The sequence below is a fragment of the Peribacillus psychrosaccharolyticus ATCC 23296 genome (genome assembly GCF_000305495.1).
Classification (GTDB): domain Bacteria; phylum Bacillota; class Bacilli; order Bacillales; family DSM-1321; genus Peribacillus; species Peribacillus psychrosaccharolyticus.
In genome coordinates this window covers 1-24,084 of the sequence record NZ_AJTN02000217.1, presented here as the reverse complement: position 1 = coordinate 24,084, position 24,084 = coordinate 1, and the positions used below count along the sequence as shown (strand labels likewise).

General features: G+C 38.8%; 23 protein-coding genes. 18 read left to right on the top strand and 5 right to left on the bottom strand.

All coding sequences use genetic code 11. From position 1 onward, the window contains the following. Positions 1-310: 310 nt before the first annotated feature. From WYK_RS15910 to WYK_RS23400, 12 genes are all read left to right on the top strand, one after another. Entirely contained in the window at positions 311-832 is a 522-nt protein-coding gene (locus WYK_RS15910; RefSeq protein WP_040375462.1) for a hypothetical protein, read from the top strand. Positions 833-1,476: 644 nt separating this feature from the next. Beyond that, positions 1,477-2,409, top strand: coding sequence for an alpha/beta hydrolase (locus WYK_RS15905; protein ID WP_040375461.1), 933 nt, complete (start codon positions 1,477-1,479; stop codon positions 2,407-2,409). Between the two features lie 12 nt (positions 2,410-2,421). After that, positions 2,422-3,213 carry a TIGR00266 family protein gene (locus WYK_RS15900; protein WP_040375460.1) on the top strand — a complete coding sequence of 264 codons (792 nt, stop codon included), beginning with the start codon at positions 2,422-2,424 and terminating at the stop codon, positions 3,211-3,213. A gap of 125 nt (positions 3,214-3,338) precedes the next feature. Beyond that, positions 3,339-4,331, top strand: a complete 993-nt coding sequence (gene dhaK / locus WYK_RS15895; RefSeq protein WP_040375459.1) for a dihydroxyacetone kinase subunit DhaK — start codon at positions 3,339-3,341, stop codon at positions 4,329-4,331. 20 nt (positions 4,332-4,351) lie between these two features. Then, complete coding sequence (gene dhaL, locus WYK_RS15890) at positions 4,352-4,981, top strand: dihydroxyacetone kinase subunit DhaL (RefSeq protein WP_235782532.1); 630 nt, start codon at positions 4,352-4,354, stop codon at positions 4,979-4,981. Then, on the top strand, positions 4,978-5,367 hold the full coding sequence (dhaM, locus tag WYK_RS15885) for a dihydroxyacetone kinase phosphoryl donor subunit DhaM (protein ID WP_040375457.1): 390 nt from the start codon (positions 4,978-4,980) through the stop codon (positions 5,365-5,367). Before dhaL ends, dhaM begins: the two co-directional genes overlap by 4 nt. Before the next feature lie 247 nt (positions 5,368-5,614). Beyond that, a complete protein-coding gene (gene rsgA, locus WYK_RS15880; RefSeq protein WP_040375456.1) occupies positions 5,615-6,685 on the top strand; it encodes a ribosome small subunit-dependent GTPase A in 1,071 nt (356 codons plus the stop codon). Positions 6,686-6,860: 175 nt separating this feature from the next. Beyond that, positions 6,861-8,303, top strand: coding sequence for a PTS system trehalose-specific EIIBC component (gene treP, locus WYK_RS15875; protein ID WP_040375455.1), 1,443 nt, complete (start codon positions 6,861-6,863; stop codon positions 8,301-8,303). A gap of 55 nt (positions 8,304-8,358) precedes the next feature. Further along, the gene (gene treC / locus WYK_RS15870; protein ID WP_040375454.1) at positions 8,359-10,020 is read left to right on the top strand and encodes an alpha,alpha-phosphotrehalase; all 1,662 of its coding nucleotides are present in this window, start codon (positions 8,359-8,361) and stop codon (positions 10,018-10,020) included. A gap of 23 nt (positions 10,021-10,043) precedes the next feature. Beyond that, complete coding sequence (gene treR, locus WYK_RS15865; RefSeq protein ID WP_040375453.1) at positions 10,044-10,754, top strand: trehalose operon repressor; 711 nt, start codon at positions 10,044-10,046, stop codon at positions 10,752-10,754. 21 nt (positions 10,755-10,775) lie between these two features. After that, a complete protein-coding gene (locus WYK_RS15860; protein WP_040375452.1) occupies positions 10,776-11,264 on the top strand; it encodes a PTS sugar transporter subunit IIA in 489 nt (162 codons plus the stop codon). Between the two features lie 268 nt (positions 11,265-11,532). Next, positions 11,533-14,508: a collagen-like protein gene (locus WYK_RS23400; RefSeq protein WP_051387582.1), complete on the top strand. Its 2,976-nt coding sequence runs from the start codon at positions 11,533-11,535 to the stop codon at positions 14,506-14,508. Between the two features lie 55 nt (positions 14,509-14,563). Here WYK_RS23400 and WYK_RS15850 read toward each other — a convergent pair whose 3' ends face one another. Genes WYK_RS15850 through WYK_RS15840 form a run of 3 tightly spaced genes read right to left on the bottom strand, consistent with a single transcriptional unit; the run spans position 14,564 to position 17,559 of the window. Beyond that, positions 14,564-15,889 carry an amidohydrolase family protein gene (locus WYK_RS15850; protein ID WP_040375451.1) on the bottom strand — a complete coding sequence of 442 codons (1,326 nt, stop codon included), beginning with the start codon at positions 15,887-15,889 and terminating at the stop codon, positions 14,564-14,566. A gap of 17 nt (positions 15,890-15,906) precedes the next feature. Next, entirely contained in the window at positions 15,907-17,172 is a 1,266-nt protein-coding gene (locus tag WYK_RS15845) for a M20 family metallo-hydrolase (RefSeq protein WP_040375450.1), read from the bottom strand. Between the two features lie 45 nt (positions 17,173-17,217). Further along, positions 17,218-17,559, bottom strand: a complete 342-nt coding sequence (locus tag WYK_RS15840) for an ASCH domain-containing protein (RefSeq protein WP_040375449.1) — start codon at positions 17,557-17,559, stop codon at positions 17,218-17,220. A gap of 176 nt (positions 17,560-17,735) precedes the next feature. Between WYK_RS15840 and WYK_RS15835 the strand changes: the two genes are divergently transcribed. The 6 genes from WYK_RS15835 to WYK_RS15805 all read left to right on the top strand — a co-directional run bounded on the left by WYK_RS15835 (position 17,736) and on the right by WYK_RS15805 (position 22,829). Further along, positions 17,736-18,425 carry a copper homeostasis protein CutC gene (locus WYK_RS15835; RefSeq protein WP_040375448.1) on the top strand — a complete coding sequence of 230 codons (690 nt, stop codon included), beginning with the start codon at positions 17,736-17,738 and terminating at the stop codon, positions 18,423-18,425. A gap of 94 nt (positions 18,426-18,519) precedes the next feature. Then, positions 18,520-19,668: a retropepsin-like aspartic protease gene (locus WYK_RS15830; RefSeq protein ID WP_040375447.1), complete on the top strand. Its 1,149-nt coding sequence runs from the start codon at positions 18,520-18,522 to the stop codon at positions 19,666-19,668. A gap of 227 nt (positions 19,669-19,895) precedes the next feature. Further along, positions 19,896-20,138 (top strand): aspartyl-phosphate phosphatase Spo0E family protein, encoded by a 243-nt coding sequence (locus WYK_RS15825; protein ID WP_040375446.1) that lies wholly within the window; start codon positions 19,896-19,898, stop codon positions 20,136-20,138. A gap of 187 nt (positions 20,139-20,325) precedes the next feature. Next, a complete protein-coding gene (locus WYK_RS25745) occupies positions 20,326-20,478 on the top strand; it encodes a hypothetical protein (protein ID WP_235782531.1) in 153 nt (50 codons plus the stop codon). Positions 20,479-20,658: 180 nt separating this feature from the next. Next, a complete protein-coding gene (locus WYK_RS15815; RefSeq protein ID WP_040375445.1) occupies positions 20,659-20,883 on the top strand; it encodes a hypothetical protein in 225 nt (74 codons plus the stop codon). 1,241 nt (positions 20,884-22,124) lie between these two features. Then, positions 22,125-22,829 carry a hypothetical protein gene (locus WYK_RS15805; protein WP_040375443.1) on the top strand — a complete coding sequence of 235 codons (705 nt, stop codon included), beginning with the start codon at positions 22,125-22,127 and terminating at the stop codon, positions 22,827-22,829. 73 nt (positions 22,830-22,902) lie between these two features. On the opposite strand, the gene WYK_RS15800 is transcribed toward WYK_RS15805, so the two are convergent. Together WYK_RS15800 and WYK_RS15795 are read right to left on the bottom strand one after the other, a co-directional pair. Then, the gene (locus WYK_RS15800; RefSeq protein WP_040375442.1) at positions 22,903-23,112 is read right to left on the bottom strand and encodes a hypothetical protein; all 210 of its coding nucleotides are present in this window, start codon (positions 23,110-23,112) and stop codon (positions 22,903-22,905) included. 104 nt (positions 23,113-23,216) lie between these two features. After that, positions 23,217-23,705, bottom strand: coding sequence for a lipoprotein (locus tag WYK_RS15795; protein ID WP_051387579.1), 489 nt, complete (start codon positions 23,703-23,705; stop codon positions 23,217-23,219). Positions 23,706-24,084 lie beyond the last annotated feature (379 nt).

The window sequence follows — 24,084 nt, the reverse complement described above, 5'->3', positions numbered from 1 at the left end:
CACTTAATATTATAATAATCCGTCGTTTTTTTAATTTTTTCTATATACTCATCTCCACGTTTTTAAACTTTACCTTTATTTGTAATTTTACCACATTTACCCTTTATTTGATTCGACTTTTAGAAATACGGAGTTAAAAAGTATTCATTTTGAATGTATGATTATAGTAAGAATCAGACATTCATAAGGCCGCCAATTGGCTGCAATAAGAATCTTTTGAAAATAGAAAAAGACTACCCAGTTATGAGTAGCCTTTCTTTAGCTAAGTTAACATAACACCTGTTTCGACACTAACGTAGGGGGGAAACTAGTGGAAATCTCATTTATAAACATAAGCGAGGACTATGAAGAAGAAGTGAATTTCGGTATTAAAACAAAGGAAATACCTATAAGTATTTTCGAAATAAAGTGTGAGGAAATAGAGGAGTACCATAACATTTTTAGAGGTGTTATATCCATTCTCACTGATTATTCAACTAGGCTAATTACAATCATTTCGGAACCTGTTCCATTAAAAATTCCCTTTCATTATAACCAGACTGTTTTAAAAGGGAGAAAGATGATTCAAACTGACTTCATTGATTCCTCAGCAAGTGGTTTTCTTGAAAACTATTTTTCCGAAAATGAGTATCGAAATTCTAATGATTTTCTTTGCATAGGTGAAGTTCAATCATGGGATATAAAATCTACACCTGAATTTACCCCACTATCTTTTATAGATTTAAAAGGTTTGTTTGCCTTTTCTGAAGACCTTCAAATAATTCAGTGTGTAGTATTTGAAGCAGGCTTTCAAACTGAATTTTTAGCTAAATTGAAAGATATCAAGTTCTAACCCTTATTCAACTAACCTGCCAAGAGAGTAAAACAAGAGAGTTTTTTCTTCAATTTGAATGTATGATTATACTAATTATCATACATTCTTCATAACCTTGATTTCATTAATTTTCTTGGCTTTCTCAATTTAACTTAAAAAATCGTTCATTCAAATCGTTGAACGACAAGGGTTTAGGGACCCGGTTTTTGAATGTCGTCAGAAAGGGCGAGAAGCCATGAAATATATACGAAAATCTCTAAAACTATTAATATATCAGTCATTTTTATACATTTTATAGTTCTTCTCTTCTCACTCTATATTTTAAAGGTTTTTTTACAAAATAACCTTTGCACAGAAAAGTGGCTGGATTGCACACGAATTGGCCGATTTTGCACAGAAAATGGGTTATTCTGCACAAAAATTCCGCTTTTCTGCACACTAGGAGGACTGAGACGTTTAAAATACCTTGACGTAAAGACGTGAGGGAGGGGTTGGTCCCTTAACTGAACAACCCGAGTTGATTACTGACTCATTTCTCTTGCTGGATGATCGAAAATTTATTTCACTTTTATGGTGCTCGATTAAGTAGATGAAGCAGGATTTTCCCTTCAATAAATCGAAGTTAATGAGTGAAGCATGGCTATGGAGAGAGGAGTGAATGAATGACTGTGAATCCTAGAATTCAATTTTTCTTAGACAAGTTGAAAGAGATGCCGCAGCTGCCAATTGACCAGATGACGCCTGAGGTGTATCGGTCTCAGAGTGGCGCTTTACCTGTCGACGAGGAGAGCGAAGCTGTACATAAGGTAGAGGACCGAATCCTACCGCTAAAGGAACGGGACATTGCCGTTCGAATTTATACTCCGACGAATGAGGAGCTGCTTCCTGCGTTAGTTTTTTATCATGGCGGCGGCTGGGTGGTCGGAAACTTGGATAGTCACGATGGCATTTGTCGATCACTTGCCAATTCAGCTCAGTGTGTGGTTATTTCTGTCGACTATCGGCTTGCACCTGAACACAAATTCCCGGCTGCTGTAGAAGATGCCTATGATTCTCTCCAATATATTGCGTCACATGCAGAGGAATTTTCGATTGACCGTAACCAAATTGCGGTCGGCGGGGACAGTGCAGGTGGGAATCTAGCGGCAGTGACTTGTATTATCGCGAAGGAAAAAAAGACACCAAGTATCTGCTATCAATTCCTCCTTTATCCTTCGACTGGGTATGATCAAGAACCGTCTTCTATCCGTGAAAATGCTGAAGGCTATTTATTAACAGTAGACATGATGACATGGTTTAGAAAACATTATGTTTCACATGATGAAGAGATGTTGAATCCATATGTCTCACCCATTCTTTACCCAGACTTGAGCGGACTGCCGCCAGCTGCGATATTAACTGCACAATATGACCCGCTGCGTGATGTTGGGAAAGCGTATGCTGAAAAACTTGAAGACAACGGTGTTCCGGTTTTTTATAAAAATTATCAAGATTTGATTCATGGTTTTGGAAATTTCATTTCCTTTGTGCCTGAAGCGCTTGAAGCACTAAATGAAGGAGCAGCTAGCTTGAGAACTTCATTTTTTACTAGTTAAAGGAGGATCTGTATGCGAAATCATGAAATAGACTTTGTCATTCACGGTGATGATATGCAATGTGTTGAGATTGAACTGGATCCGCAGGAAACAGTTATTGCAGAAGCAGGCAGCTTGATGATGATGGATAACTCGATTGAAATGGAAACCATCTTTGGTGACGGTTCGAAAAACAACGAAGGTGTAATGGGAAAACTTTTTGGAGCAGGAAAGCGCTTGGTCACTGGGGAAAGCTTATTTATGACAGCCTTCACGAATACGGGTTCTGGTAAGAAGCAAGTTTCCTTCGCTGCACCTTATCCTGGAAAAATAATTGCGCTTGATTTACAAGAGCTAGGCGGGAAAATGATTTGTCAAAAAGATGCCTTTTTGGCAGCGGCAAAAGGTGTCCAGGTGGGCATTGAATTTCAGCGGAAGCTTGGTGCCGGCTTCTTTGGCGGTGAAGGGTTTATTATGCAGAAGCTTGAAGGAGATGGGATGGCGTTTATTCATGCAGGTGGTACGCTTGTACAAAAAGAATTAAAAGCTGGTGAAAAACTGCGTGTTGATACAGGCTGTTTAGTCGCGTTTACACCAAGTATTAATTATTCTGTAGAGATGGTGAAAGGAATTAAAACGGCTCTCTTTGGTGGCGAAGGTTTATTCTTCGCGACACTTGAAGGACCAGGGGATGTCTTAATCCAATCCCTTCCGTTTTCTCGTCTCGCAAGCCGTGTGTTTTCTGCAGCACCTAGGGGAACAGGTAGTTCTAAGGATGAGGGAAGTGTTCTTGGCGGAATGTTTGACTTGTTCGGAGGAAAATAAAAAAAGGGGGCGGTCAACGGATGTTGACGGCCTCAGTTTATATAATTTCTATTTTTGTTTAACCTACTGTTATAATGGAATAGTATAAAAAATCAGTCTATTAAAATCGAAGGCGGAGGGTAATGATGAAGAAGTTGATAAACGATCCTAATAATGTGGTTGAAGAAATGATGAAAGGAATGGCGGCAGCGCATCATGATGTACTGAAGCATGTTCCAGATACGGCTGTATTAACACGTGTTGAACGTACTGCCGGAAAAGTTGGAATTGTCAGCGGAGGCGGCAGCGGGCATGAGCCATCACATGCTGGTTTTGTAGGAAAAGGGATGCTGGATGCAGCCGTTTGTGGTCCAGTCTTTACTTCGCCAGGCCCTGATCAAGTGCTTGAAGGCATTAAAGCCGCTGACAGTGGAGCAGGCGTCTTATTAGTGATTAAGAATTACTCTGGCGATGTGATGAATTTTGAAATGGCAATGGAACTAGCTGAAATGGAAACGATTACAGTCGATAAAGTAATCGTAAATGATGATGTAGCCGTTGAAGACAGCACGTATACAACAGGAAGACGCGGAATTGCTGGAACGGTCTTTGTACATAAAATTGCCGGTGCGAAAGCAGAAACCGGAGCACCGTTAGCTGAGGTAAAAGCTAGTGCGGAAAAAGCAATCCGAAATGTACGCTCGATGGGAATGGCTTTGTCAGCCTGTACGATCCCAGCAGCAGGCAAACCGGGATTTGAAATGGCTGAAAATGAAATGGAAATTGGCATGGGCATTCACGGAGAACCGGGAATCGAACGGACGCTGCTGAAAACAGCCGATGAAGTTGCAGAAGAGCTTATCTCGAAAATTTTGCAGGATGGTGTACACAAATCTGGTGATGAAGTGGCCGTCATGATTAATGGACTCGGTTCAACACCGTTAATGGAATTATATATATTGAATGGAAAAGTGAGTGACATTCTTGAGGAGAAAGGAATTACGGTCTATAAAACGTTTGTCGGTGAATATATGACAGCGATTGAAATGGCAGGCTGTTCGGTTTCGCTGTTAAAACTAGATGACGAACTAAAAGAATTATTAGATGCTCCAGCACATACAACAGCATTTCGGATGTAATAACGGAAAGGATGATAAGAGTGGGACTGACAACAAAACATATCCAGCTATGGCTTCAAAAGACCAATGAGAAAATTCAAGAAAATAAAACGTATTTAACGGAGCTTGACCAAGCAATAGGCGATGGCGATCACGGAATCAATATGGCCCGCGGCTTTGAGGAAGCAATCAAAAAAACGGCAGAGTCAGATTATGAAAGCCCATCAGATTTGTTAAAAGACTGGGCTATGACGCTGATTTCGAAAGTAGGTGGAGCTTCAGGCCCGTTGTTTGGCACAGCAATCTTAAAGATGTCGATGAGTGTGAAAGGGAAAGCAGAAATAAATTATGCTGAACTAACGACAGCGTTTGAGGAGGCGTTAGCGGGCATCTTGCAGAGAGGACATGCAGCAGAAAACCAAAAAACCTTAGTCGATGTCTGGTCTCCAATTGTCCGTTTTTTACAGGAAAACACAGCCTTTGATTCAGCAGCCTTTACGAATCAGGCCAAAGAAGCGATGGAACAGACAAAAGACATGCAAGCGGAAAAAGGACGGGCTGCTTATTTAAAAGAACGGTCCATTGGTCATATTGATCCTGGCTCAGCTTCGAGTTTCTATCTTTTACAGTCACTTTCTGAAGTCATTGAAAAGGAAGGGGTTACAGTATGAGTAATGTTGGTATTGTGTTTGTTTCCCACAGTGAACAGATTGCGTTAGGGTTAAAAGAATTGACGACGCAGGCGATTCAAAATGTATCGATCGAAGCAGCCGGAGGTACAGATGATGGAGAAATTGGCACGAATCTCGAGAAAATTATCCAAGCAATCGAAACCGTTTATTCAGACAAGGGTGTCCTGATTCTATTCGATCTAGGCAGTGCGCTTATGAATGCTGAAATGGCTTTGGAACTCTCCGGTCGAGACAATATCTTGATTGCTGATGCTCCCCTAATCGAAGGTGGATACGTGGCCGCAGTTGAATCAAGCATGGGAAAATCCTTACAGGAAGTCCTAGAAGCTGCCGAACAAGTAAGAGAGCAGCCGAAGCGAGGATAAAAAACATTTGACAATTTATGATTATATTGGTAAAGTTAAAGTACTAATTGGAAGGAGGGTGATGTGTTATGACGACTTATACGATTGTTTATATGATTGATCAAAACCGATTCGGTAAGTCTAATTTCACATGCCCTTTGTATACGCACTGACGTATACCTTCTTGAACGTGCATGGAAACCTTATGACTGCCGAATCGGGCATGTTATAAGGTTTTTTAATTTGCATAAAACAGGAGGATTTCAAATTGAATTTACAAACATTAGGCTTTAAAGAAGGATATGCAGCAAACTTAGTGAAATTTAATGAACAACCAAAATATAGTAAGTGTATACCTGCGCGGGTCACCCTTGAACATAAACATTCTTACCGTGTGATTTCTGAAGATGGTGAATGGCTGGCGACGGTCGCTGGTAAATATGCCTATGACTCCCAAACGCGTGAGGATTATCCTGCGGTAGGAGATTGGGTCCTGGTCGAAAAAATGCCTGGAGAAGAACGAGCCATTATTCATGAATTATTTCCTCGTTTTTCAAAGTTTTCACGAAAAGTTGCAGGCGAACAAATTGCCGAGCAGATTGTGGCTTCAAACGTGGATCTACTCTTTCTGGTCATGAGCTTAAATGCCGATTTTAACGTCCGCCGGATGGAACGGTATCTTGTGGCAGCCTGGGACTCTGGGGCCACGCCTGTCGTCATTTTAACCAAAGCAGATTTATGCAGTGACGTTCTGGGTTATGTAGGTCAGCTCGAGAACAGTGTATTGGGTGTAGACGTTCATATCGTGAGTGCATATACAGGTGAAGGAATTGAGGATGTGAAAGCCTTGCTTTCGGAAGGGGTAACTGGTGCACTTCTTGGCTCATCAGGAGCAGGAAAGTCAACGCTGATTAATGCCATCTGTGAAAGTGAGAGGATGAAAGTATCCGATATACGTGAAGATGATGCAAAAGGACGACACACAACCACTCATCGTGAATTAGTGGTGCTTCCATCTGGAGGGTGTTTAATTGATACGCCGGGAATGCGTGAATTACAGCTATGGGATCAGTCAGAAAGCGTGTCATCAGGATTTCAAGATATCGCCCTCTTGGCGGAACAGTGTTATTACCGTGATTGTACACATGTGAAAGAACCACGTTGTGCGGTAAACCAAGCTGTGGAAGATGGTTCTTTAGAGGAAGCCCGGCTGAAGAGCTATTTCAAATTGCAAAAAGAACTTGCCTATATTGAGCGAAAAACGAACATACAGGAAAAACTTGCAGAACAGAAAAAGTGGAAGCAGCTTTCAAAAGGTGGGAAGAGGAAAAATAGATAAACACAAATAAGCAGGGGCCATCGGCTCCTGCTTATTTGTATGTAATAAAAGTTTTCTGAAAATTACCGTTGACTAATTTGTATATACAAGATAAAATGAAAGCGCGATCAAATATTTGTATATACAAGTTGTACAACAATGTTCAAACTAATATTAACGTTAAGGGGGGAAAGGAATGAGTAAGTACCAAGAACCAGCAAAAGAACTCTTGGAGGCAATCGGTGGAAGTGAAAATATTTCAGTGGTGACTCATTGTGCGACGAGAATGCGGTTTGTTTTAAAGGATCCAGCGAAAGCAGATGTTGAACAAATTGAAAGAATCAAGCTAGTTAAAGGAACGTTTACCCAAGGGGGACAGTTCCAGGTCATCATTGGCAATGAGGTATCGTCCTTTTACAATGAGTTTATTAAAATGGCAGGTGTAAGCGATACATCCAAAGAGGATGCTAAAATTGCTGCCAAGCAAAATATGAATTTATTACAAAAAATTATTGCCCATTTAGCGGATATCTTTACACCACTTATTCCTGCACTTGTCGTTGGGGGATTAATTCTCGGATTTAGAAATGTTATTGGTGACATTAAGTTGTTAGAAGATGGAACCAAGACACTCGTTGATGTCTCACAGTTCTGGTCTGGAGTCCATGCGTTTCTTTGGTTAATTGGCGAAGCCATCTTCCACTTCCTCCCGGTCGGTATTACATGGGCGGTTGCGAGAAAGATGGGGGCTTCACAAATTCTGGGGATTATTCTGGGGATTACCCTTGTATCTCCGCAGTTATTAAATGCTTATGCTGTCGCAGGTACTGAAGAAATTCCTTTCTGGGATTTCGGGTTTGCCACAGTGGATATGATCGGCTACCAAGCTCAGGTCATTCCTGCGATTCTTGCTGGTCTTGTCTTCTCCTTCCTTGAACTCAAATTACGTAAAGTCGTTCCTAATTCCGTTTCAATGATCGTTGTTCCCTTTCTTTCCTTAGTTCCAACCGTTTTACTTGCCCATGTGGTTCTAGGGCCTATTGGTTGGATGGCAGGATCGTGGGTGTCTGACATCGTGTATTCAGGATTAACGTCAGCATTTGGCTGGCTGTTTGCAGCCATCTTCGGATTTGTCTATGCGCCGCTTGTCATCACCGGCTTGCATCATATGACCAATGCAATCGATTTGCAGCTAATGAGTGAGCTCGGCGGCACCAACCTTTGGCCAATGATTGCTTTATCCAATATTGCTCAAGGTTCTGCTGTAATGGCGATGATTTATATTAACCGCAAAGATGAAGAAGAAAAACAGGTTTCGATTCCGGCAGCGATTTCCTGCTACCTAGGGGTAACCGAACCCGCTATGTTTGGGATTAACTTAAAATATGGCTATCCGTTCTTAGCAGCCATGATTGGCTCATTAGTCGCAGCCGTCATTTCCGTAGGAAGCGGCGTCATGGCAAATTCCATTGGGGTCGGCGGGATACCGGGTATTCTTTCGATTCAGTCCAGCTACTTAGTCGTGTTTGCACTAGCAATGGTGGTAGCCATTGTGATTCCATTCATTCTAACCATCGTCTTTGCCAAAACAAAAATCGGCAAAATGTCATTCAAAAAATCAAAAACAGAAGCCGCTTAACCGAGAGAGAGGGGCAACCCTTTCTCTCTACTTCTTAGAGAGGCAGGTATCAATCATGCAGCAGCCTTGGTGGAAAAAATCCGTTGTTTATCAAATTTATCCAAAGAGTTTTAACGATAGTACTGGAAACGGTATGGGTGATTTACAAGGAATTATTGAAAAACTCGATTACCTCAAAAAACTCGGTGTGGACGTAATTTGGTTGACACCCATCTATCAATCACCACAGCGGGATAATGGCTACGACATTAGTGACTATTATTCTATTTATGAAGAATACGGGAGTATGGAAGACTTTCAGCAGCTCCTGGAAGAAGCGCATCAAAAAGAGATCAAAGTCATTATGGATCTAGTAGTTAACCACACCTCTACAGAACACAATTGGTTTAAAGAAGCAGCATCTTCAAATGACAACCCTTATCGCGATTACTATATTTGGAAAGATGCACCGACGAATTGGCTCTCTAAATTTGGCGGATCAGCATGGAAATTCGATGAACGAACTGGGCAGTATTATCTGCATTTATTTGACGAAACACAAGCTGATTTGAATTGGGAAAATCCCAAACTGCGTCAAGATATTTACCAGATGATGCATTTTTGGTTTGAGATAGGCATTGATGGCTTCAGATTAGATGTAGTGAATTTAATTTCAAAAGACCAACGATTTATCGACGATGATGGATCTTTACTGCCGGGAGACGGTCGTAAATTTTATACAGACGGCCCTCGTGTTCATGAGTACCTGCAAGAAATGAATCAAGAAGTTTTGTCTCATTATGATGGAATGACGGTCGGGGAAATGTCTTCTACAACGATCGAAAACTGTATTCAGTACACCCAACCAGAAAGAAACGAATTGAGCATGACATTTAACTTTCACCACCTAAAGGTCGATTATCCGAATGGAGAAAAGTGGGCATTGGGGGACTTTGACTTTTTAGCTTTAAAAAAGATTCTCTCCACATGGCAGACAGAGATGCAACGGGGCGGAGGATGGAATGCGCTTTTCTGGTGCAACCATGATCAACCTCGGATTGTCTCCCGTTATGGCAATGACGGCATCTATCATAAACAATCAGCAAAAATGCTCGCCACAACCATTCATTTAATGCAGGGAACACCCTATATCTATCAAGGGGAAGAATTCGGGATGACCAATCCTAGGTTTACGAGTATTGATCAGTATCGTGACGTAGAAACAATTAACCAATATCACCTGATGAAAGAGGCAGGGAAGTCAGAGAAAGACATAATGAGAATCCTTCAAGAAAAATCGCGGGATAATTCACGAACACCGGTGCAGTGGAATCAAGACGCTCAAGCCGGTTTTACGTCGGGAACCCCATGGATTCCACTTGCAGCTAATACAGAAATAAATGCAGAATCAGCGTTGAATGATGAAACGTCGATCTTTTATCATTATCAAAAATTGATAGCGATGCGCAAAGAATACGCGATTATAACTGACGGTGTGTATCGTTTGTTAGAAGGGAATCACCCCCAACTATTTGTTTATGAACGAGTCTTAGAAGATGAAGTCCTGCTTGTGATTAATAATTTTTATGAGGAAGCGGCGGAGCTGACACTTCAAGAAGAGCTGCTCAACGATTATCAACATGAACTATTGCTTTCAAATGTAGAAGATACGCCTCAACTAACAAAAAAAATCGACATTGGACCATATCAATCCTATGTCTATCATTTCAAAAAATGATATGATGAGATTGGTGATAACTGGTGAAAAATAAATTTACACAAATTTCTGAAGATATTGCAGGACAGATCAATGACGGGCAATTAACAGCTGGGTCACTACTTCCTTCAGAAAATGAATTAGCAGACATGTATGCAGCTTCACGAGAAACGGTTCGAAAAGCACTGAAAATTCTTGCGGAAGAGGGGTACATTCATAAGGTGCAGGGGAAGGGCTCCATTGTCCTTGATGTCACCAAGCTTGATTTCCCCATCTCTGGACTTGTCAGCTTCAAAGAACTTTCATCTAAAATGGGTAAACGTATCCGTACCTGGGTGGTAGAATTAGAAAAGGGAGAACCCTCCCGTGATAGTAAAGAAAAAATGAAATTAGAAAAAGATGATTTAGTCTGGACCGTGAGTAGAGTACGTGAAATTGATGGAGAGCGGATTATCCTTGATAAGGACATCCTGTCAGCAACATATGTCCCAGAGCTGACGAATGAAATCTGTGAAAACTCCATCTACGAGTACCTCGAAGGAGAACTTGGACTAGCCATTTCGTTCGCCAAAAAAGAAATTACCATTGAAATTCCGACGGAAGAAGATCGGCGTTGTTTGGATCTTGAGGGATTCCACAATATCGTCGTGGTTAAAAACTATGTTTACCTAGACGATGCCAGCATGTTTCAATACACAGAATCACGCCATCGTCCGGACAAATTCCGATTTGTCGATTTTGCAAGAAGGAAATAGAGAATAGAGGAGGACAACAGCATGTTTTTCAAAAAATCAAAAAAAGAAAAGAAAATAACGGTTTATAGTCCATTGAATGGGGAGGTCATTCCATTAGGAAATGTACCAGATCCAGTTTTTTCACAGAAAATGATGGGTGATGGATTTGCTTTCAATCCAGTAAATGGAGAAATTGTTTCCCCAATTAACGGCAAGGTAACACAGGTATTCCCAACGCAGCATGCGATTGGAATAGAAGCAGAAAACGGACTTGAAGCGCTATTACATCTAGGTCTTGATACGGTTGAATTAAAAGGAGAAGGCTTTTCCATCAATGTAAAAGCGGGTGATGTGCTAAAAGCAAACGACCCGATTGGTACATTCGATCTCTCCTATATCAAAGAAAAAGGCAAAGAAGTCATCACCGTCCTCGTATTCCCTAACTTTGATGAAAAAATTGCCGAAGTAATTCCATCAGCGGTAACGGAAGTAACAACAGGTACAGAAATCGCTGAGTTGACCTTTAAATAATTCTGATATATACCTCCGTCTTAATAAGTGACGGGGGTTTTCTTTATTCCTTTTAAACAGCGCTGAATGGTGCTGTTTTTTTTATGGAGTGGAATTGTAAGAGTAACCAGAACACATGTAATACATGTTCATATACTAATAAGTAGAATCCTTTTATGTGTCTGTGGACTCAATAAGAACAGAGTCCTGCTGCTCACTTAGTAACCCTCTGAGAACGCATAAATGGGCCAAGCACCCAGAATATCACCAAGTATAGGGGGATAAAAGAATGGTCAAAATTTCGATTAATGTCGATGATGATAATGCAGAAGTGTTGTTTGATATGAAAGATGTCCAAGCCCGTGAGGCTATAGAAGCGTTAGAGGCGGCTATAAAGAAATTGTCAACAGATTCCGGGATCAAAGGAGATAAGGGTGACAAAGGAGATCCAGGTCCACAAGGTGTAAAAGGGGACAAGGGAGATTCAGGAGCTCCTGGTGAAAAAGGAGCAACAGGTTCAGTCGGGGCAATAGGAGCTGCCGGCCCGAAAGGTGAAGCAGGTCCTGCTGGGGCCAAAGGAGTAACTGGAATAGCCGGAGCAATAGGAGCTGCCGGTCCAAAAGGGGACGCGGGTCCTCAAGGCATAAAAGGGGACAAGGGAGATCTAGGTCCTGTTGGTACAAAAGGAGCAACTGGGGTAACTGGAGCAACGGGAGCTGCCGGTCCGAAAGGGGACGCGGGTCCACAAGGTATAAATGGAGACAAGGGAGATCCAGGCCCTGCTGGTACAAAAGGAGTTACAGGGGCTGTCGGTCCTCAGGGGCTAAAGGGAGACAAAGGAGATCCAGGTTCTGTTGGTACAACTGGAGCAACGGGAGGCACTGGTCCGAAAGGGGACATGGGTCCACAAGGTTTAAAAGGTGACAAGGGAGACCAAGGTCCCGCTGGTCCTGCTGGTTCGAGTAACGGGGGAACTTCTGGATCAGACTATTTCATCGAGTTAAGTAAGTGGGGGATAACACAAGGTTCGATGGGCAAACCGCCGTACACTACCGGGCAATGGGCAATCGCTTATAACAACTTATTAGGATTTAATAACGCATTAAAATATGCAAAAGATAACGGACGGGGAAAAATTGTTGTTCCGACGGGTATCTATTCATTTTGCTATACAAACATAAATGGTGGGGCTGAAGCCTATGCAATGCAGAATACGCCTATTAAGCTTTTTGACTATCAGACGCTTGATTTGAATGGTTCTCAATTTGAGGTTATGTTTGATTCAATCAATAAAAATCCTTACGATAAATCACCAGCAACAACACCGGCATGGAAACTAGCGGGAAAATTAATTGAATTAACAAACTGCATCCATTCCCATGTCATTAATGGAAAAATAATCGGAGATATACCAAACAGAAGCTTCTCAGACGGCGGTAGAGGCTTTAATTCAGAATATGGAACGGAACAGACATATGGAATTTACTTAGATAGGGGTTCTAAATTCTGTTCATTTGAAAACTTAGATGTATCCATGTTCATGGGTGATGGAATAACAATGGGTTCCTACCCACTGAGCACTCTGTCATCTAACATCATTCAATCTCCAAAGATGCTGCCAGGATATGTGGATGATACAGGAACAACAATAGCAAGAGATGGTGCTTATGTTTCAGCAAAATTTAAACTGATTAGAGGGGTGCATAAAGAAATACAAATGCGTACAGGCGGTGGGTATACCCGTATTCCAAACATCAAAAACACGTGGTTTGAATACTTGTTTTTTGATGAGGCAGGAAAGATTGTCGGCCGAAAAAAAGCAATCTATTTACAAAATACAATGGTGCCTTACAATGCTTTTACGATGGCTGTTCAATTGCTAAATGAAACTCCAGGATTGGCGGATCTTACGATAAATTATTCAATTACCATGCCTCAAACGCAGTTCGTTACCATTAAAAATTGTGAGATACATGATAATCACAGAGGAGGTATAAGTGGTGGGGCAGACTTCACTACAATTGAAAAAAGTAAAATTTATCACAACGGGATGGACTCTAGTATAGGCGTCCCTGTTTTCCCTGACACGACTAGATATCAAATAAACTTCGAAGATAGTTATTGTAATTTTCTTAACATCATTGATTGTCATTTCTTCTCTGGATTTCACAGTGTTTTGGCTGGTGTGTACAATGTTAGAATTGAGAATTGCTTATTTCAAGGTTTAAATGGACCAATAATCTATAACAATTCAAGCACAGTTATAAAAGGAAATACCTTTGATGATTGTAATGGATTTGGATTAATGCCTTCTATGGAATATCAGCGGAGAACCATTCACTTTACCGATAATATTGTGAATACGAAAGTTTGTGGATTTAATGCAGTAGGTCATGCCAATACGTTTGTGAAAGTATCAAATAATACGTTTAATGTAGATTCTATAACAGTGGTAGGGAATATTGAATTTAAAGGGAATTCAGTTAAAGCTTTATCGGGTGAAACGTGGAATGAATACATCCAGTCATCGATAAATTGTAAAGTTTGTGAAGGCAACATCTTTGAAAATTTCGGAGGAAATAATTACTATCGTTTCTTTGCTAGTAAGAAGAAAGATTCTGATTCAATAATGAAAAACAATATCTTCAGAAACATCGCGTTTAATAGTGTGAATATTAATAACGACACTGAATTTAAAGAGTGTGAATTTTACAATTGTACTATAAGGGTACCAGTTAGCGATAAAACCCTTAACAGCAGTTTAACGTTTGAGAAATGCTTATTGCAAGATACTCAAATCGATGTAGGGGGAGTATACGTAAATGATAAGTCGATAGAAGGCATTGTACAAAAAGTAATCTTCGAGGATTCTAAAGTTATTTTTACGAAAGACTATAAAAAAGGGGTATTAGTGACGATTGGAGATAATATATCGTCTAACGGTATTGTAGCACCGCGGTCTTACGAGGTTGAATTTATTGATGGAGAGTTTACTAATCAAGTAGTAACATCAAATACGAGAATTATGGCCTACGCAGCAGGAGTAACTGGGGATTATCCACAATTAAAGAAAGTGAAGATCGAGGATACTACCCTTAGAATTGCTGATATTTCTAAATTCAATTTCATTGCTGATGAAAGCAATTCAAATCCGAATAGTTCGGTCATCATTAAAAATGCTAAGTTTAGGGGATTTGATGAGATTAAACCTACGAAAAATGTAAAAACTGAGGTGTATGTTACGCCCCTAACAAAGCTCATGTAAAAGTGAAGCCTGCCCATCAGCCTGTATAAATGATGGGCAGGCTTTTTATAGTGTGTTAAAAATCATTCTTTTTCCATTTAGAAAATAAATTATTTACCTCTGTGACTATTTTCTTTTCGGGTATGTTCACCAGTTGTGAATTCTTCAAGATGAGCTTGCCGTCTACCACGACTTCAGAAATGGCGCTTGGCTGCATCGAATAGATGAGATTCGCAAACAGTTCATTGGTTGGAGAAAGGGATAAATCATCTAGATTTAATGAGACAAAATCCGCAGCTAATCCTTCTTTTAGTTCACCTGTATTCAGACGAAGTAAATGAGCGCCTGTTTTGGTCCCCATGTCGAAGACTTGTTTGGCATTGATGCATGTACCGTCAAGTGAGGTTACTTTTTGAAGTAATGAGCACATCCGCATTTCTTCAAAAATACTAATTCGGTTATTACTGCATGCACCGTCAGAGCCAAGGGCAATAGGAACTCCTGCACCAGCTAATGCGGGGATGGGGGTAACACCGTCCGATAAAAACATATTACTAGATGGACAGTAGGCGAGACCCGAACCACGTTGACCAAGCAAGGTAACCTCTGATTCGTCAATCCATACTAAGTGAATAGCAATCATGCTATTATCCAGGACACCTAGTGAATCAAGATAATGAACAGGTCGCTTTTTATAGGTTGCTAGTATTTCATTTACTTCAAACATTTCTTCAGCAACATGAATATGGAAGGGAGTCCCGAGTTCATTTGCTAATTTATGACCAGCTTGAATCATTTCTGGTGAGGCTGCGTGAGGACTATGCGGGGCAGGATGAATATCGACCATAGAATCTCCTTGGTACTTGATGGCAAGCTGTCTCGTACGGGCTACGGCATCATCAATTCTTTCTACGTAACTTTGAGGAGCACCAGCCCAGTCATACATCGTACGTGCCATGACAAAACGGATCCCCACATCTTTTGCCGCACGAATAACGGCTTCATCGTTCGCTGTGCCGCCGTTATGTACGTAGAAGAAATCACTAACCGTAGTTACTCCGTATTTCACCATTTCCCCAAAGGCAAAGAGCGCACCCGTGTATATCGCTTCCTCATCTAATAAAGGGGTGTATTTGTATAGAGCTTGATCACGCCATTCTAAGAAAGGTTTGTCTACGGCAATCCCGCGTAAAAGACTTTGAAAGGAATGGTTATGTGCATTTACAGTGCCTGGTACAATCGCTTTTCCAGCCCAATCTTCAATAGAAGCTTGGGGATAGAGAGAGACAAGTTCTTCTTTAGGAGCCACTTTTGTAATCAAACCATCTGTCACAAGCAAGCCCAATTCTTTTTGGAATGCATCGTTATGATAAATATAGTCAGCGATATATAAGGAATGCATAGGAGCTCCCCCTTTTTTTATAGGTCGTGATCAAGTTTTAAAATAGCTTGAAGTAAGACGTTCGCAACTTTTTCAATGTCTTCAATCGTGCTGTTTTCTTCAGGACAATGACTTTTGCCGTCAATACTTGGTACAAAAAGCATCCCAGCTTTTGTGATTGAGGAGAGGTGAGCAGTGTCATGTCCTGCCATGCTGCCTAAGAGCAGATACGTTTCATCTGGGGGAACGGAATAGACGAAAGTGTTAATCACGTCTTGATCCATTTGTGCAGGTGCTTGATCTAAAATAATTTTTCGATGGATTTTGATTGGCTGATGTTCAAATAATTCACGAAGGGTCTGATCTAGTTGAGCAACCGTCTTACGAATTCTTTCTTTCGTATCACCACGTACTTCCATGAGTAATTTCACCTCACTTGGAATGATGTTTGATGCCCCAGGTGAAATCACGAATTGCCCAATTGTACCAACCACTTCATCTGCTCGATCGAGGCGAAGGATTTCTTCAAAAGCGACGACGAATTTTGATGCTGCCACTAGTGCATCATTTCTTTCTGTCATAAGCGTCGTTCCAGCATGATTGGCATCTCCGATGAAGGTGATTTCTTCCCGGTATATTCCGGTTATTGCCGTGACAATCCCAATTGGAATGCCCTTGTTTATTAGTCGTTTACCTTGCTCGATATGCACTTCAAGAAAAGCGGCGATAGCCTGAGGGGAAACTTGTGCCGTTTCAATCCGTTCAATAGACCCTCCCACTGAAGCTAGTGCTGTCTGCAATGGAATACCAGAAGAGGTTTGTACATATTCAATATCTTGTTTTTTGAGTCTTCCGGTTACGACTCGGCTGCCAAACGTAGAGAGATTAAAGGGATTGGGCTCTTCAGCAGAGAAGGACACCAAGCTGATAGGGTGGGTAGTTTCTATGTTCGATTCAATTAGTGTTGTCAAAATTTCTAACCCGATAAGAACGCCGAGCGCCCCATCATATTTTCCGCCGTTTGGAACCGTATCGAGATGAGAACCCATCGTGATTGGGGCTAATAATGAATTTGTTCCAAGGGTCGTCCAAATATTTGCCGCAGCGTCAACCTTAAAGGGAAGCTGTAAGGATGTTAATTGATGCTTAAACCACTCTCGAGCTTCTAAATCAAATTCGTTAAATGTAATTCGGTCCAGCCCGTTTGTTTCGTTTCGCCCGATGCTTCCTAGCTCTTCAATGTTTGATTGAAGTCGATGGATATTGATTCGTAAGGTTGATGGATTAATAGGGAATTGCTTCATTTGATATCACCTTTTTTCCTAGAATGATAAGAAGAAATTCTTCGTTTAAGAATAGTGGATCGTTAAGGCTAAAGCTCCCCAGTGTTTTTCTTGTTCAGAACTGTATATTTCATATGTTCCATAGAGCATTTCTTCCATTGTCCATCCTTCACAATCAAAATCTTTAAAAGGAATGTCTTCATACATCGCTTTAAACGTATCGTATTTCTTAAGTCCGGCAACTTGAACTAGGAGCGTGCCATCCTGTTCAGGAACCTTAATAAATTCAATGGTATCGCCAACTTTAATTTTCCTTCTTTTTTCATCATTCAGACGAACTTCAACTTTCTTTTTTCCTTCTTTGATAGATTGAAAATGTTCACTGTATAACCCCATTTTATGAATCATTTCGTTCATCCTTTGTGTTCAAATATATCCTTATAGTAGATACTATACCATGAATAATTTTCCATATTAAGTCTATTCATTTTTAATGGTAAGTATGTTGTGTGATGAAACTAATTAGACACTAAGATACAATATGAGAAGAAATGTTTTCAAAAATGAGAGGCGGTACTACATACATGATTATTGAAGTAATTGCAGATTCAGTGAATGATGCAAGAATCGCAGAAGAAGCGGGGGCTAGTCGAATTGAACTGATTTCAGGTGCGTTAGAGGGAGGCATAACTCCGAGCTACGGATTGATTAAAGCTGTGTGTTCCCTGCGTATTCCCGTCAATGTGATGATTCGGCCGCATAGCCGGAGTTTTTGTTATACATCTGAAGAGCTGGAAATCATGATAAATGATATCAAAGTTTGTAGGGAGTTAGGGGCAACTGGAGTGGTATTTGGCATCCTTACTGAACAAAATGAAATTGATGAAACAGCGTTAGGCCAATTAATCGAGGCAGCAGAAGGATTAGATATTACCTTTCATCGTGCGTTTGATGAAGTGAAAGATCAGATTAAGGCGCTAAGAATTCTTCAAACATATCCAGAAGTCTCAAGGGTACTAACATCTGGAGGGGACGAAAAGGCCATTACGGCGACTACAAGATTGCAGCAATTGGTAAAAGAAAGCGAAGGTTCCCATCTAAAAATAATGGCTGGTTCCGGCCTTACAGTAGATAATGCAGCACAATTTTTAGCCAAAGTCAGCGTAAATGAAATCCATATTGGTTCAGGTGCGCGTTTTAATGCTAGTTTTTCTCATTCGATTGATCCAGAAAAGATTGCTGCGATTATTAAAATTGCAGGTTCGGTTACTTGAATTAACTGTTGAGTAGTTATTTAAGAAGGGATTGATAGAAGAATATAGAAAATAGTAACTATGTAATCGGATTGTATTTGTTGGAGGGGATCATGTGAAAGGTATAGAACAATTGGTAAAGTTTAATTTTTCACTGTTAGAAATGAAGGAGGAGCAAAAAGCGTTTGTTTCTGCTTTAAAGCTAATTACAGAAGGTAAGGAATATTTAGCTATTGAAGGGTTAAAGAATTTGTATGGTGAGTCTCATAATTTATCCTTACAAAGCAGCTGTGCAAAAATTTTATTTGAACTATATTTTACGAAATCCGATTGGAAACAATTAGAGGCGCTCGGTCTTCTAGATGATCCAAACGTTGATCAAACCAATCGGTTCATTGCGAAAGCGTGTAGTCAGTCTGAACAAACCACATTTTCCTTCTTAAACGATTCAGTGTGTATTCCGATGAAGCTGAGTAGTTCGGGTTCTCCAACGATAGATGTCATGATTAATGGGAATAAGATATGCTTTTGGTTAGATACTGGAGCAGGGATGACAGTTATCTCCAATGCTTTAGCGAAAGAGTGTGACATTACTATTTTGAAAGATGAAGTATTGGAGGTTGGTAATTCATCAAACCAACATTTCAGTACCGATTTGGCCATCATTAATTCAATTGTCATACAGGACCTGACGATTCTAAACCAACCTACGTTGGTATTAGCGGATGATTTATTGATGATTCAAAATCCTAAAACGGAAGAAATAATGAAGATAGATGGAATCATTGGATGGGATATCATACAACATGTTTTTCTGGAAATCGACTATGGAAGAAAACATATCGTAATTCAGAAACCGAAACGAAAAGAAGAAGGGCAGAACAACCTTTTCTTCTGTGGGTATCCAATTATAAGCGTGAAAGGAAAAAATCAAGTTCCCTTGTATTTCGGTTTAGACACTGGTGCAAATAAGACTCATTATGGACAACCTCTTCTTTCGAAAATCGAGAATCTTAAACAAGAGAAAAGTATGATTCTTTCTGGAGGCATCGGTGATGTAAACGAACGCGAACTAGACAGAATAGAAAGCTTAGTTATTTATTTGAATGAGAATCAATCCATCCACTTACTTAAGGTGAGGGAGATGTTGACAGATCTTGCTGCTTTTTTTAAGCTAGATGGTGTTTTTGGCAGTGATATTGCAAAGGACGGCGGCATGGTGATTGATTATACGAATAAAAAGTTTGAGCTTGTACTGGGATAAACTATCGACACTAAACGAGCTAATCCTACCTGCAGGTCTAAGTACACGAATTTAATATGATTTGAAGTTTTAGAGTAGGCTATTAAAATATGCTACTCTTTATTTAGGGTTTCTTTAACGTTTTCACGTTGATGTTAAGTCTAAAAATCTTTATTTATTTTTACAATATTGGAAAAATATATGGTACAATATCTATTAATCCTTATTGACTTAGGAAGGAGCAGGATATGCGTAACAAGATTACGATTCAGCATATTTATCAAGAAATTGGCCATTTAATAGACAATAATTATAAATCCAATGATTTTATGAAATTACATATACCATTAGATTTTAAGATAAATAGACTGAGACTGAAACTTGTAAAAACGGGTATCGAGAAGGGCCTAAGTCATCAGGAAACACTAAAGTATAGTCAAAGATTAGACAAGTTAATTATTAAATCCTTATTTCTTAAACATTACGTTTAAGATTTTTAATAGATGTTGAATGTATGCCTCATCTTTTCGCTTCATAATATTCTTCATTAAGTTTTACTACTTCAAATTCGTTTTTATCCTCATTCATAGCTAGACTTTGAATCTCAAAGTACTCTGTGAAAGTATGACTTCCAATAATGTTTATAGGCTTAACAAAATATATGGATTCAAGGGGGTTATGCTCATCTTTAGTAAAATTCAATCGAAAAGTGAAGCAATCTATTTATTGCTTGCTGTAGGTGTGCCTATAGGGATCTTTTCAATAGCTGATCAACAAATCTGGTTATACTTAATGGTCTTTTTTGATATTCTTATCCATGTACTTGTTTAGAAAACCAAATAAAAAAGATAATATCTCAAATTTTTTAGGTTTGATATTGCTCTGTTTAATCATATTTTTAGGAGAAAATTCATTTTTTAAATAAAATTACCGTAGGTGTTAAGAAGTGTTTGTGGAATAAGGAAATTTACTTTTTTCAACGAATAGGTATAAGCAGAGGGAGGTTAAAAAATGGAAAAGAAAAGTTTTATAGTTCTTTTATTAGGCTTTTTCGCTTGGATATTTTTTGTCTCTGGTGCTTTTAACTGGTTAGCAATTCCTAGTTTTGATCGTTTACTTACGACCATCTTTGGGAAATCAAATTTTTTGAATAACTTATTAATCATACTGATTTCAAGTGTCATAGTTTATTCAATTGTGTGGATAGCTATGAAGCGGAATAAACATATTGCGTAACATACTAGGTCGTTGAACGACGACCAGTGTATACCTAGAACAACTAAAAGGCTTCCAAACAGCAGTCTTCTTTCTTTGAGTTATAATAATACCTGATCTAGTAACCTGTCCTCATGCCGGGTATTATTAATCAGGGCTGTTCATATTAACTATTTTTTTACTATTCTTCATTTGTCTATTAAAAATAAAATAAACTATGCCTGCTATGATCCCCATACTTACAGCTTTTAATATGCGATTACTTATAAAGTAATCTAAGAGGCTAGTGGATTCTAGAAACAAAGCTATCAGAAATATAATTCCTCCGAATACTAATCTTTTCTTCATAAATTCCCGACCTTCCAACAAGCTCTTAATTATTAATCTTGAATTTCTTGTATTTCTCCTCCACAGTTTAGTTTTACCCTTTAAACTTCTTATTTTGTTAAAGAGTTTTTTTACGTGAATTTGAATGTATGATTTGTGTGGTTTATACGTTCAAAAGACCGACAATTAGTGACCTTTGCATAACGCTACAGAGAAACAAATTAATTAGAAAATAAGATTGCACTATTCCTTCAAGCAGCTCAAATTCATCCTCATTTAAACAATGGTTCTTTAAAAGAATAAGACAACAAGACATGTTCACCTTATGCAACTATCCTGTTTTTTAACAAGGGTAATGTATGATGATGTTAAAAACTTATTCAGAATGTCCCCATTAGTTGAATATTAATTTAATACTTTGAGTTAAAAATTACTCAGTTTTTTGATTATTATTTAGTTTTTTTGAACTATAAAAAAATAGTATACCTAGACTTAAGACTAAACAAAAGGAATTAAGGCCCATAACGGTATTAGTATTGCCCAAAATAATAGATAGGTACTTATAGCAAATAGGAGCCAACTAGAAATAAGGAGAAAGCTAGAGAGAAAATCCTTCATAATGAAATCTCCTTTTTTATAAGGGGAATTAAGGTAATTGGATATATTTTGATTGTATCATATATGATAATGGTTGAACTTGGGTTTTTTTTAGATAGAATTAAATTAGGAGTTAAAGCCCTCAACCTCCAATATTTGCGTTCGGTTTAATACCGGTCTTATATTCCACTTTGGACACCAATCCAGTGATGTTCAATAATTGCTATTCCCCCATCCTCCTTATGATTTTTCATATAATAGGTAATTCTAATATGGTTGTTTTTACCATTATTATGATATAGTTTAGTAATCATAATCGACCGAATGGGGGAGTAATTGTGGCAGCAAAGGATGCATCTGAGAAGGGGAAGTGGTGGCGTTTTTCTTTACTGTTAATCCTGTTTGCTTCATTATGGTTCTTTCTTTTCTATTGGATAAATAGACAGATAAACTATACGGCAGATGTCCTTTTTTACGGAACGACCGCTAGTTCTTATTGGGTATTTTTCATAAGTGCAGTTTTATATGGAATCACAACTTGGGGGATTTATTATACTATTAAACAAGCAATGCATGAAAAATCCTTTCAGTCATTTAAGAAGGGAACTCAATTTATTATGACATTAGCAGGGATACCGCTTCTTATTTCTTTACCCTTTCTTTATTTAGGAGTGACGCATGCCCTCGTGATAAGTGAGGAAAAGATTCAGTTTGAGTCGTTCTGGAGTTTGAAGGAAACGGAGTATTCCTGGGAAGAGGATGTGCAAGGAGTTGTTATCGACTATTCCATTACCACGACTACGAAGATTCCCCACAAACGTCATTTTAATGGTAGGTATATCCTCCATTTTAAAGATGGAAAGAAAATCGATATGTGGGAAGGAGTTTTGGAAGGAAACCTTTCTTCGATGAAGAAAATAGATAGAACGATTAAAAAGAAGCAAATCCCTTTTACGGTTCGAAAAGTGCTAACGCAAGAAGAAGTGGATGAATTCTTTAACCAAAAAGATAGCGAAATCATCCATGACTTTTATTCGAGGTAATTTTCAACATTCTAGGTTTGAATCGACTAAATTAATCTGATTCAGGCTTTCTTAATTAATTCATTGGTGCTTTTTATATCCCAAACAATGGAGGAAGTGGTACACCGATATCAAACACTACATCAATGACACAAATGAAAAAAACGGCCAAAACACAAATACTAATAAGTACTTTCCATACTTTAGTCTCTTCATCATCAGTTCTTGTTTTATTTATGTTTTTTCTATATAAAGCTCGGACGGATCTTAGCTTTTGATTTTTATCTTGTTTGTTAGGATACATCAGTATCACTCCTGTTCCCTATGAAGCATTCCATATTAGAAACTATTTTTCTTTTCCATTTTTTATTGACTCAATGGTACTGAAAATACGTGAATATACATCTTTTATGTTAATTTCACTGACTGTATCGTTATAAAGACCATACCCCCAAGATTGATATTCTTCTTTATTTTGTTGTTAAAAATCCTGTGGCATACGTTTGTATCTTTAAATTCATCAGCATCTCTATACGATATTTCTTTTGTGATAAATGGGATGAATGATTTTTTAGATTGGATAAAGAAAAATGGAATAGAAGTACTTCTATATACGTTGGCATACTTATCTTCAGCAGCTTGTTCTAAATACTCTTTCATAATAAAAATTGCATCATACTTGGAAGAATCTAATTGATTTAATTCTAAAGAAGTAAATTTTATTAAATTTTTTTCTTTAATTGTTGGGGGTTCTCCAATAAGTCCAATTCTTAATTGGTCACCATTATAAGATTTAAATTCAGGACTTTCTATTTTTTCATTTGGATCAGGAGTATGCTTAGATGAACATCCAGCTAGTATTAACACGATAGCGATAAGCAAAAGTATTTTTTTCATTAATTTTCTCCTATTTTGTTTTATGAAAATGAAACTACTTTTTTTGAACATCTAGTAATTTATTTTCTATACCTTCTATTCTATACAGATCTTGAATATTTCTTACCATTTTTATGGATATTAGTATTTATAGAATGGCAGGTGATTTTACCAAGAATGAATACTAAGAAAAAGAAATCAATGAGATTGACGGTGGGAGATCGGTCATTGTGATAAAAATAATCCGGTTTGGACTGTAGGTTTTGAACTGTGCTGAGTTCAAAACCTCATTTACTAGCAGAGTAATTAATTAATGTAAATACAGACAGCGGAGGAGTCTGTCAAATTTCGTTTTATTCATCAAGCGATGGTACTAAAACCTTATATTCCTCAGGTATAT

Coding starts and splice junctions, on each gene's coding strand:
- dhaM (WP_040375457.1), top strand. CDS start 4,978: ATGAGTAATGTTGGTATTGTGTTTGTTTCCCACAGTGAACAGATTGCG.
- WYK_RS25745 (WP_235782531.1), top strand. CDS start 20,326: ATGCTCATCTTTAGTAAAATTCAATCGAAAAGTGAAGCAATCTATTTA.
- dhaK (WP_040375459.1), top strand. CDS start 3,339: ATGAAGAAGTTGATAAACGATCCTAATAATGTGGTTGAAGAAATGATG.
- WYK_RS15815 (WP_040375445.1), top strand. CDS start 20,659: ATGGAAAAGAAAAGTTTTATAGTTCTTTTATTAGGCTTTTTCGCTTGG.
- WYK_RS15800 (WP_040375442.1), bottom strand. CDS start 23,112: ATGTATCCTAACAAACAAGATAAAAATCAAAAGCTAAGATCCGTCCGA.
- WYK_RS15905 (WP_040375461.1), top strand. CDS start 1,477: ATGACTGTGAATCCTAGAATTCAATTTTTCTTAGACAAGTTGAAAGAG.
- WYK_RS15840 (WP_040375449.1), bottom strand. CDS start 17,559: ATGATTCATAAAATGGGGTTATACAGTGAACATTTTCAATCTATCAAA.
- WYK_RS15850 (WP_040375451.1), bottom strand. CDS start 15,889: ATGCATTCCTTATATATCGCTGACTATATTTATCATAACGATGCATTC.
- WYK_RS15860 (WP_040375452.1), top strand. CDS start 10,776: ATGTTTTTCAAAAAATCAAAAAAAGAAAAGAAAATAACGGTTTATAGT.
- WYK_RS15835 (WP_040375448.1), top strand. CDS start 17,736: ATGATTATTGAAGTAATTGCAGATTCAGTGAATGATGCAAGAATCGCA.
- WYK_RS15845 (WP_040375450.1), bottom strand. CDS start 17,172: ATGAAGCAATTCCCTATTAATCCATCAACCTTACGAATCAATATCCAT.
- WYK_RS15900 (WP_040375460.1), top strand. CDS start 2,422: ATGCGAAATCATGAAATAGACTTTGTCATTCACGGTGATGATATGCAA.
- WYK_RS15795 (WP_051387579.1), bottom strand. CDS start 23,705: ATGAAAAAAATACTTTTGCTTATCGCTATCGTGTTAATACTAGCTGGA.
- WYK_RS15825 (WP_040375446.1), top strand. CDS start 19,896: ATGCGTAACAAGATTACGATTCAGCATATTTATCAAGAAATTGGCCAT.
- WYK_RS23400 (WP_051387582.1), top strand. CDS start 11,533: ATGGTCAAAATTTCGATTAATGTCGATGATGATAATGCAGAAGTGTTG.
- treC (WP_040375454.1), top strand. CDS start 8,359: ATGCAGCAGCCTTGGTGGAAAAAATCCGTTGTTTATCAAATTTATCCA.
- treP (WP_040375455.1), top strand. CDS start 6,861: ATGAGTAAGTACCAAGAACCAGCAAAAGAACTCTTGGAGGCAATCGGT.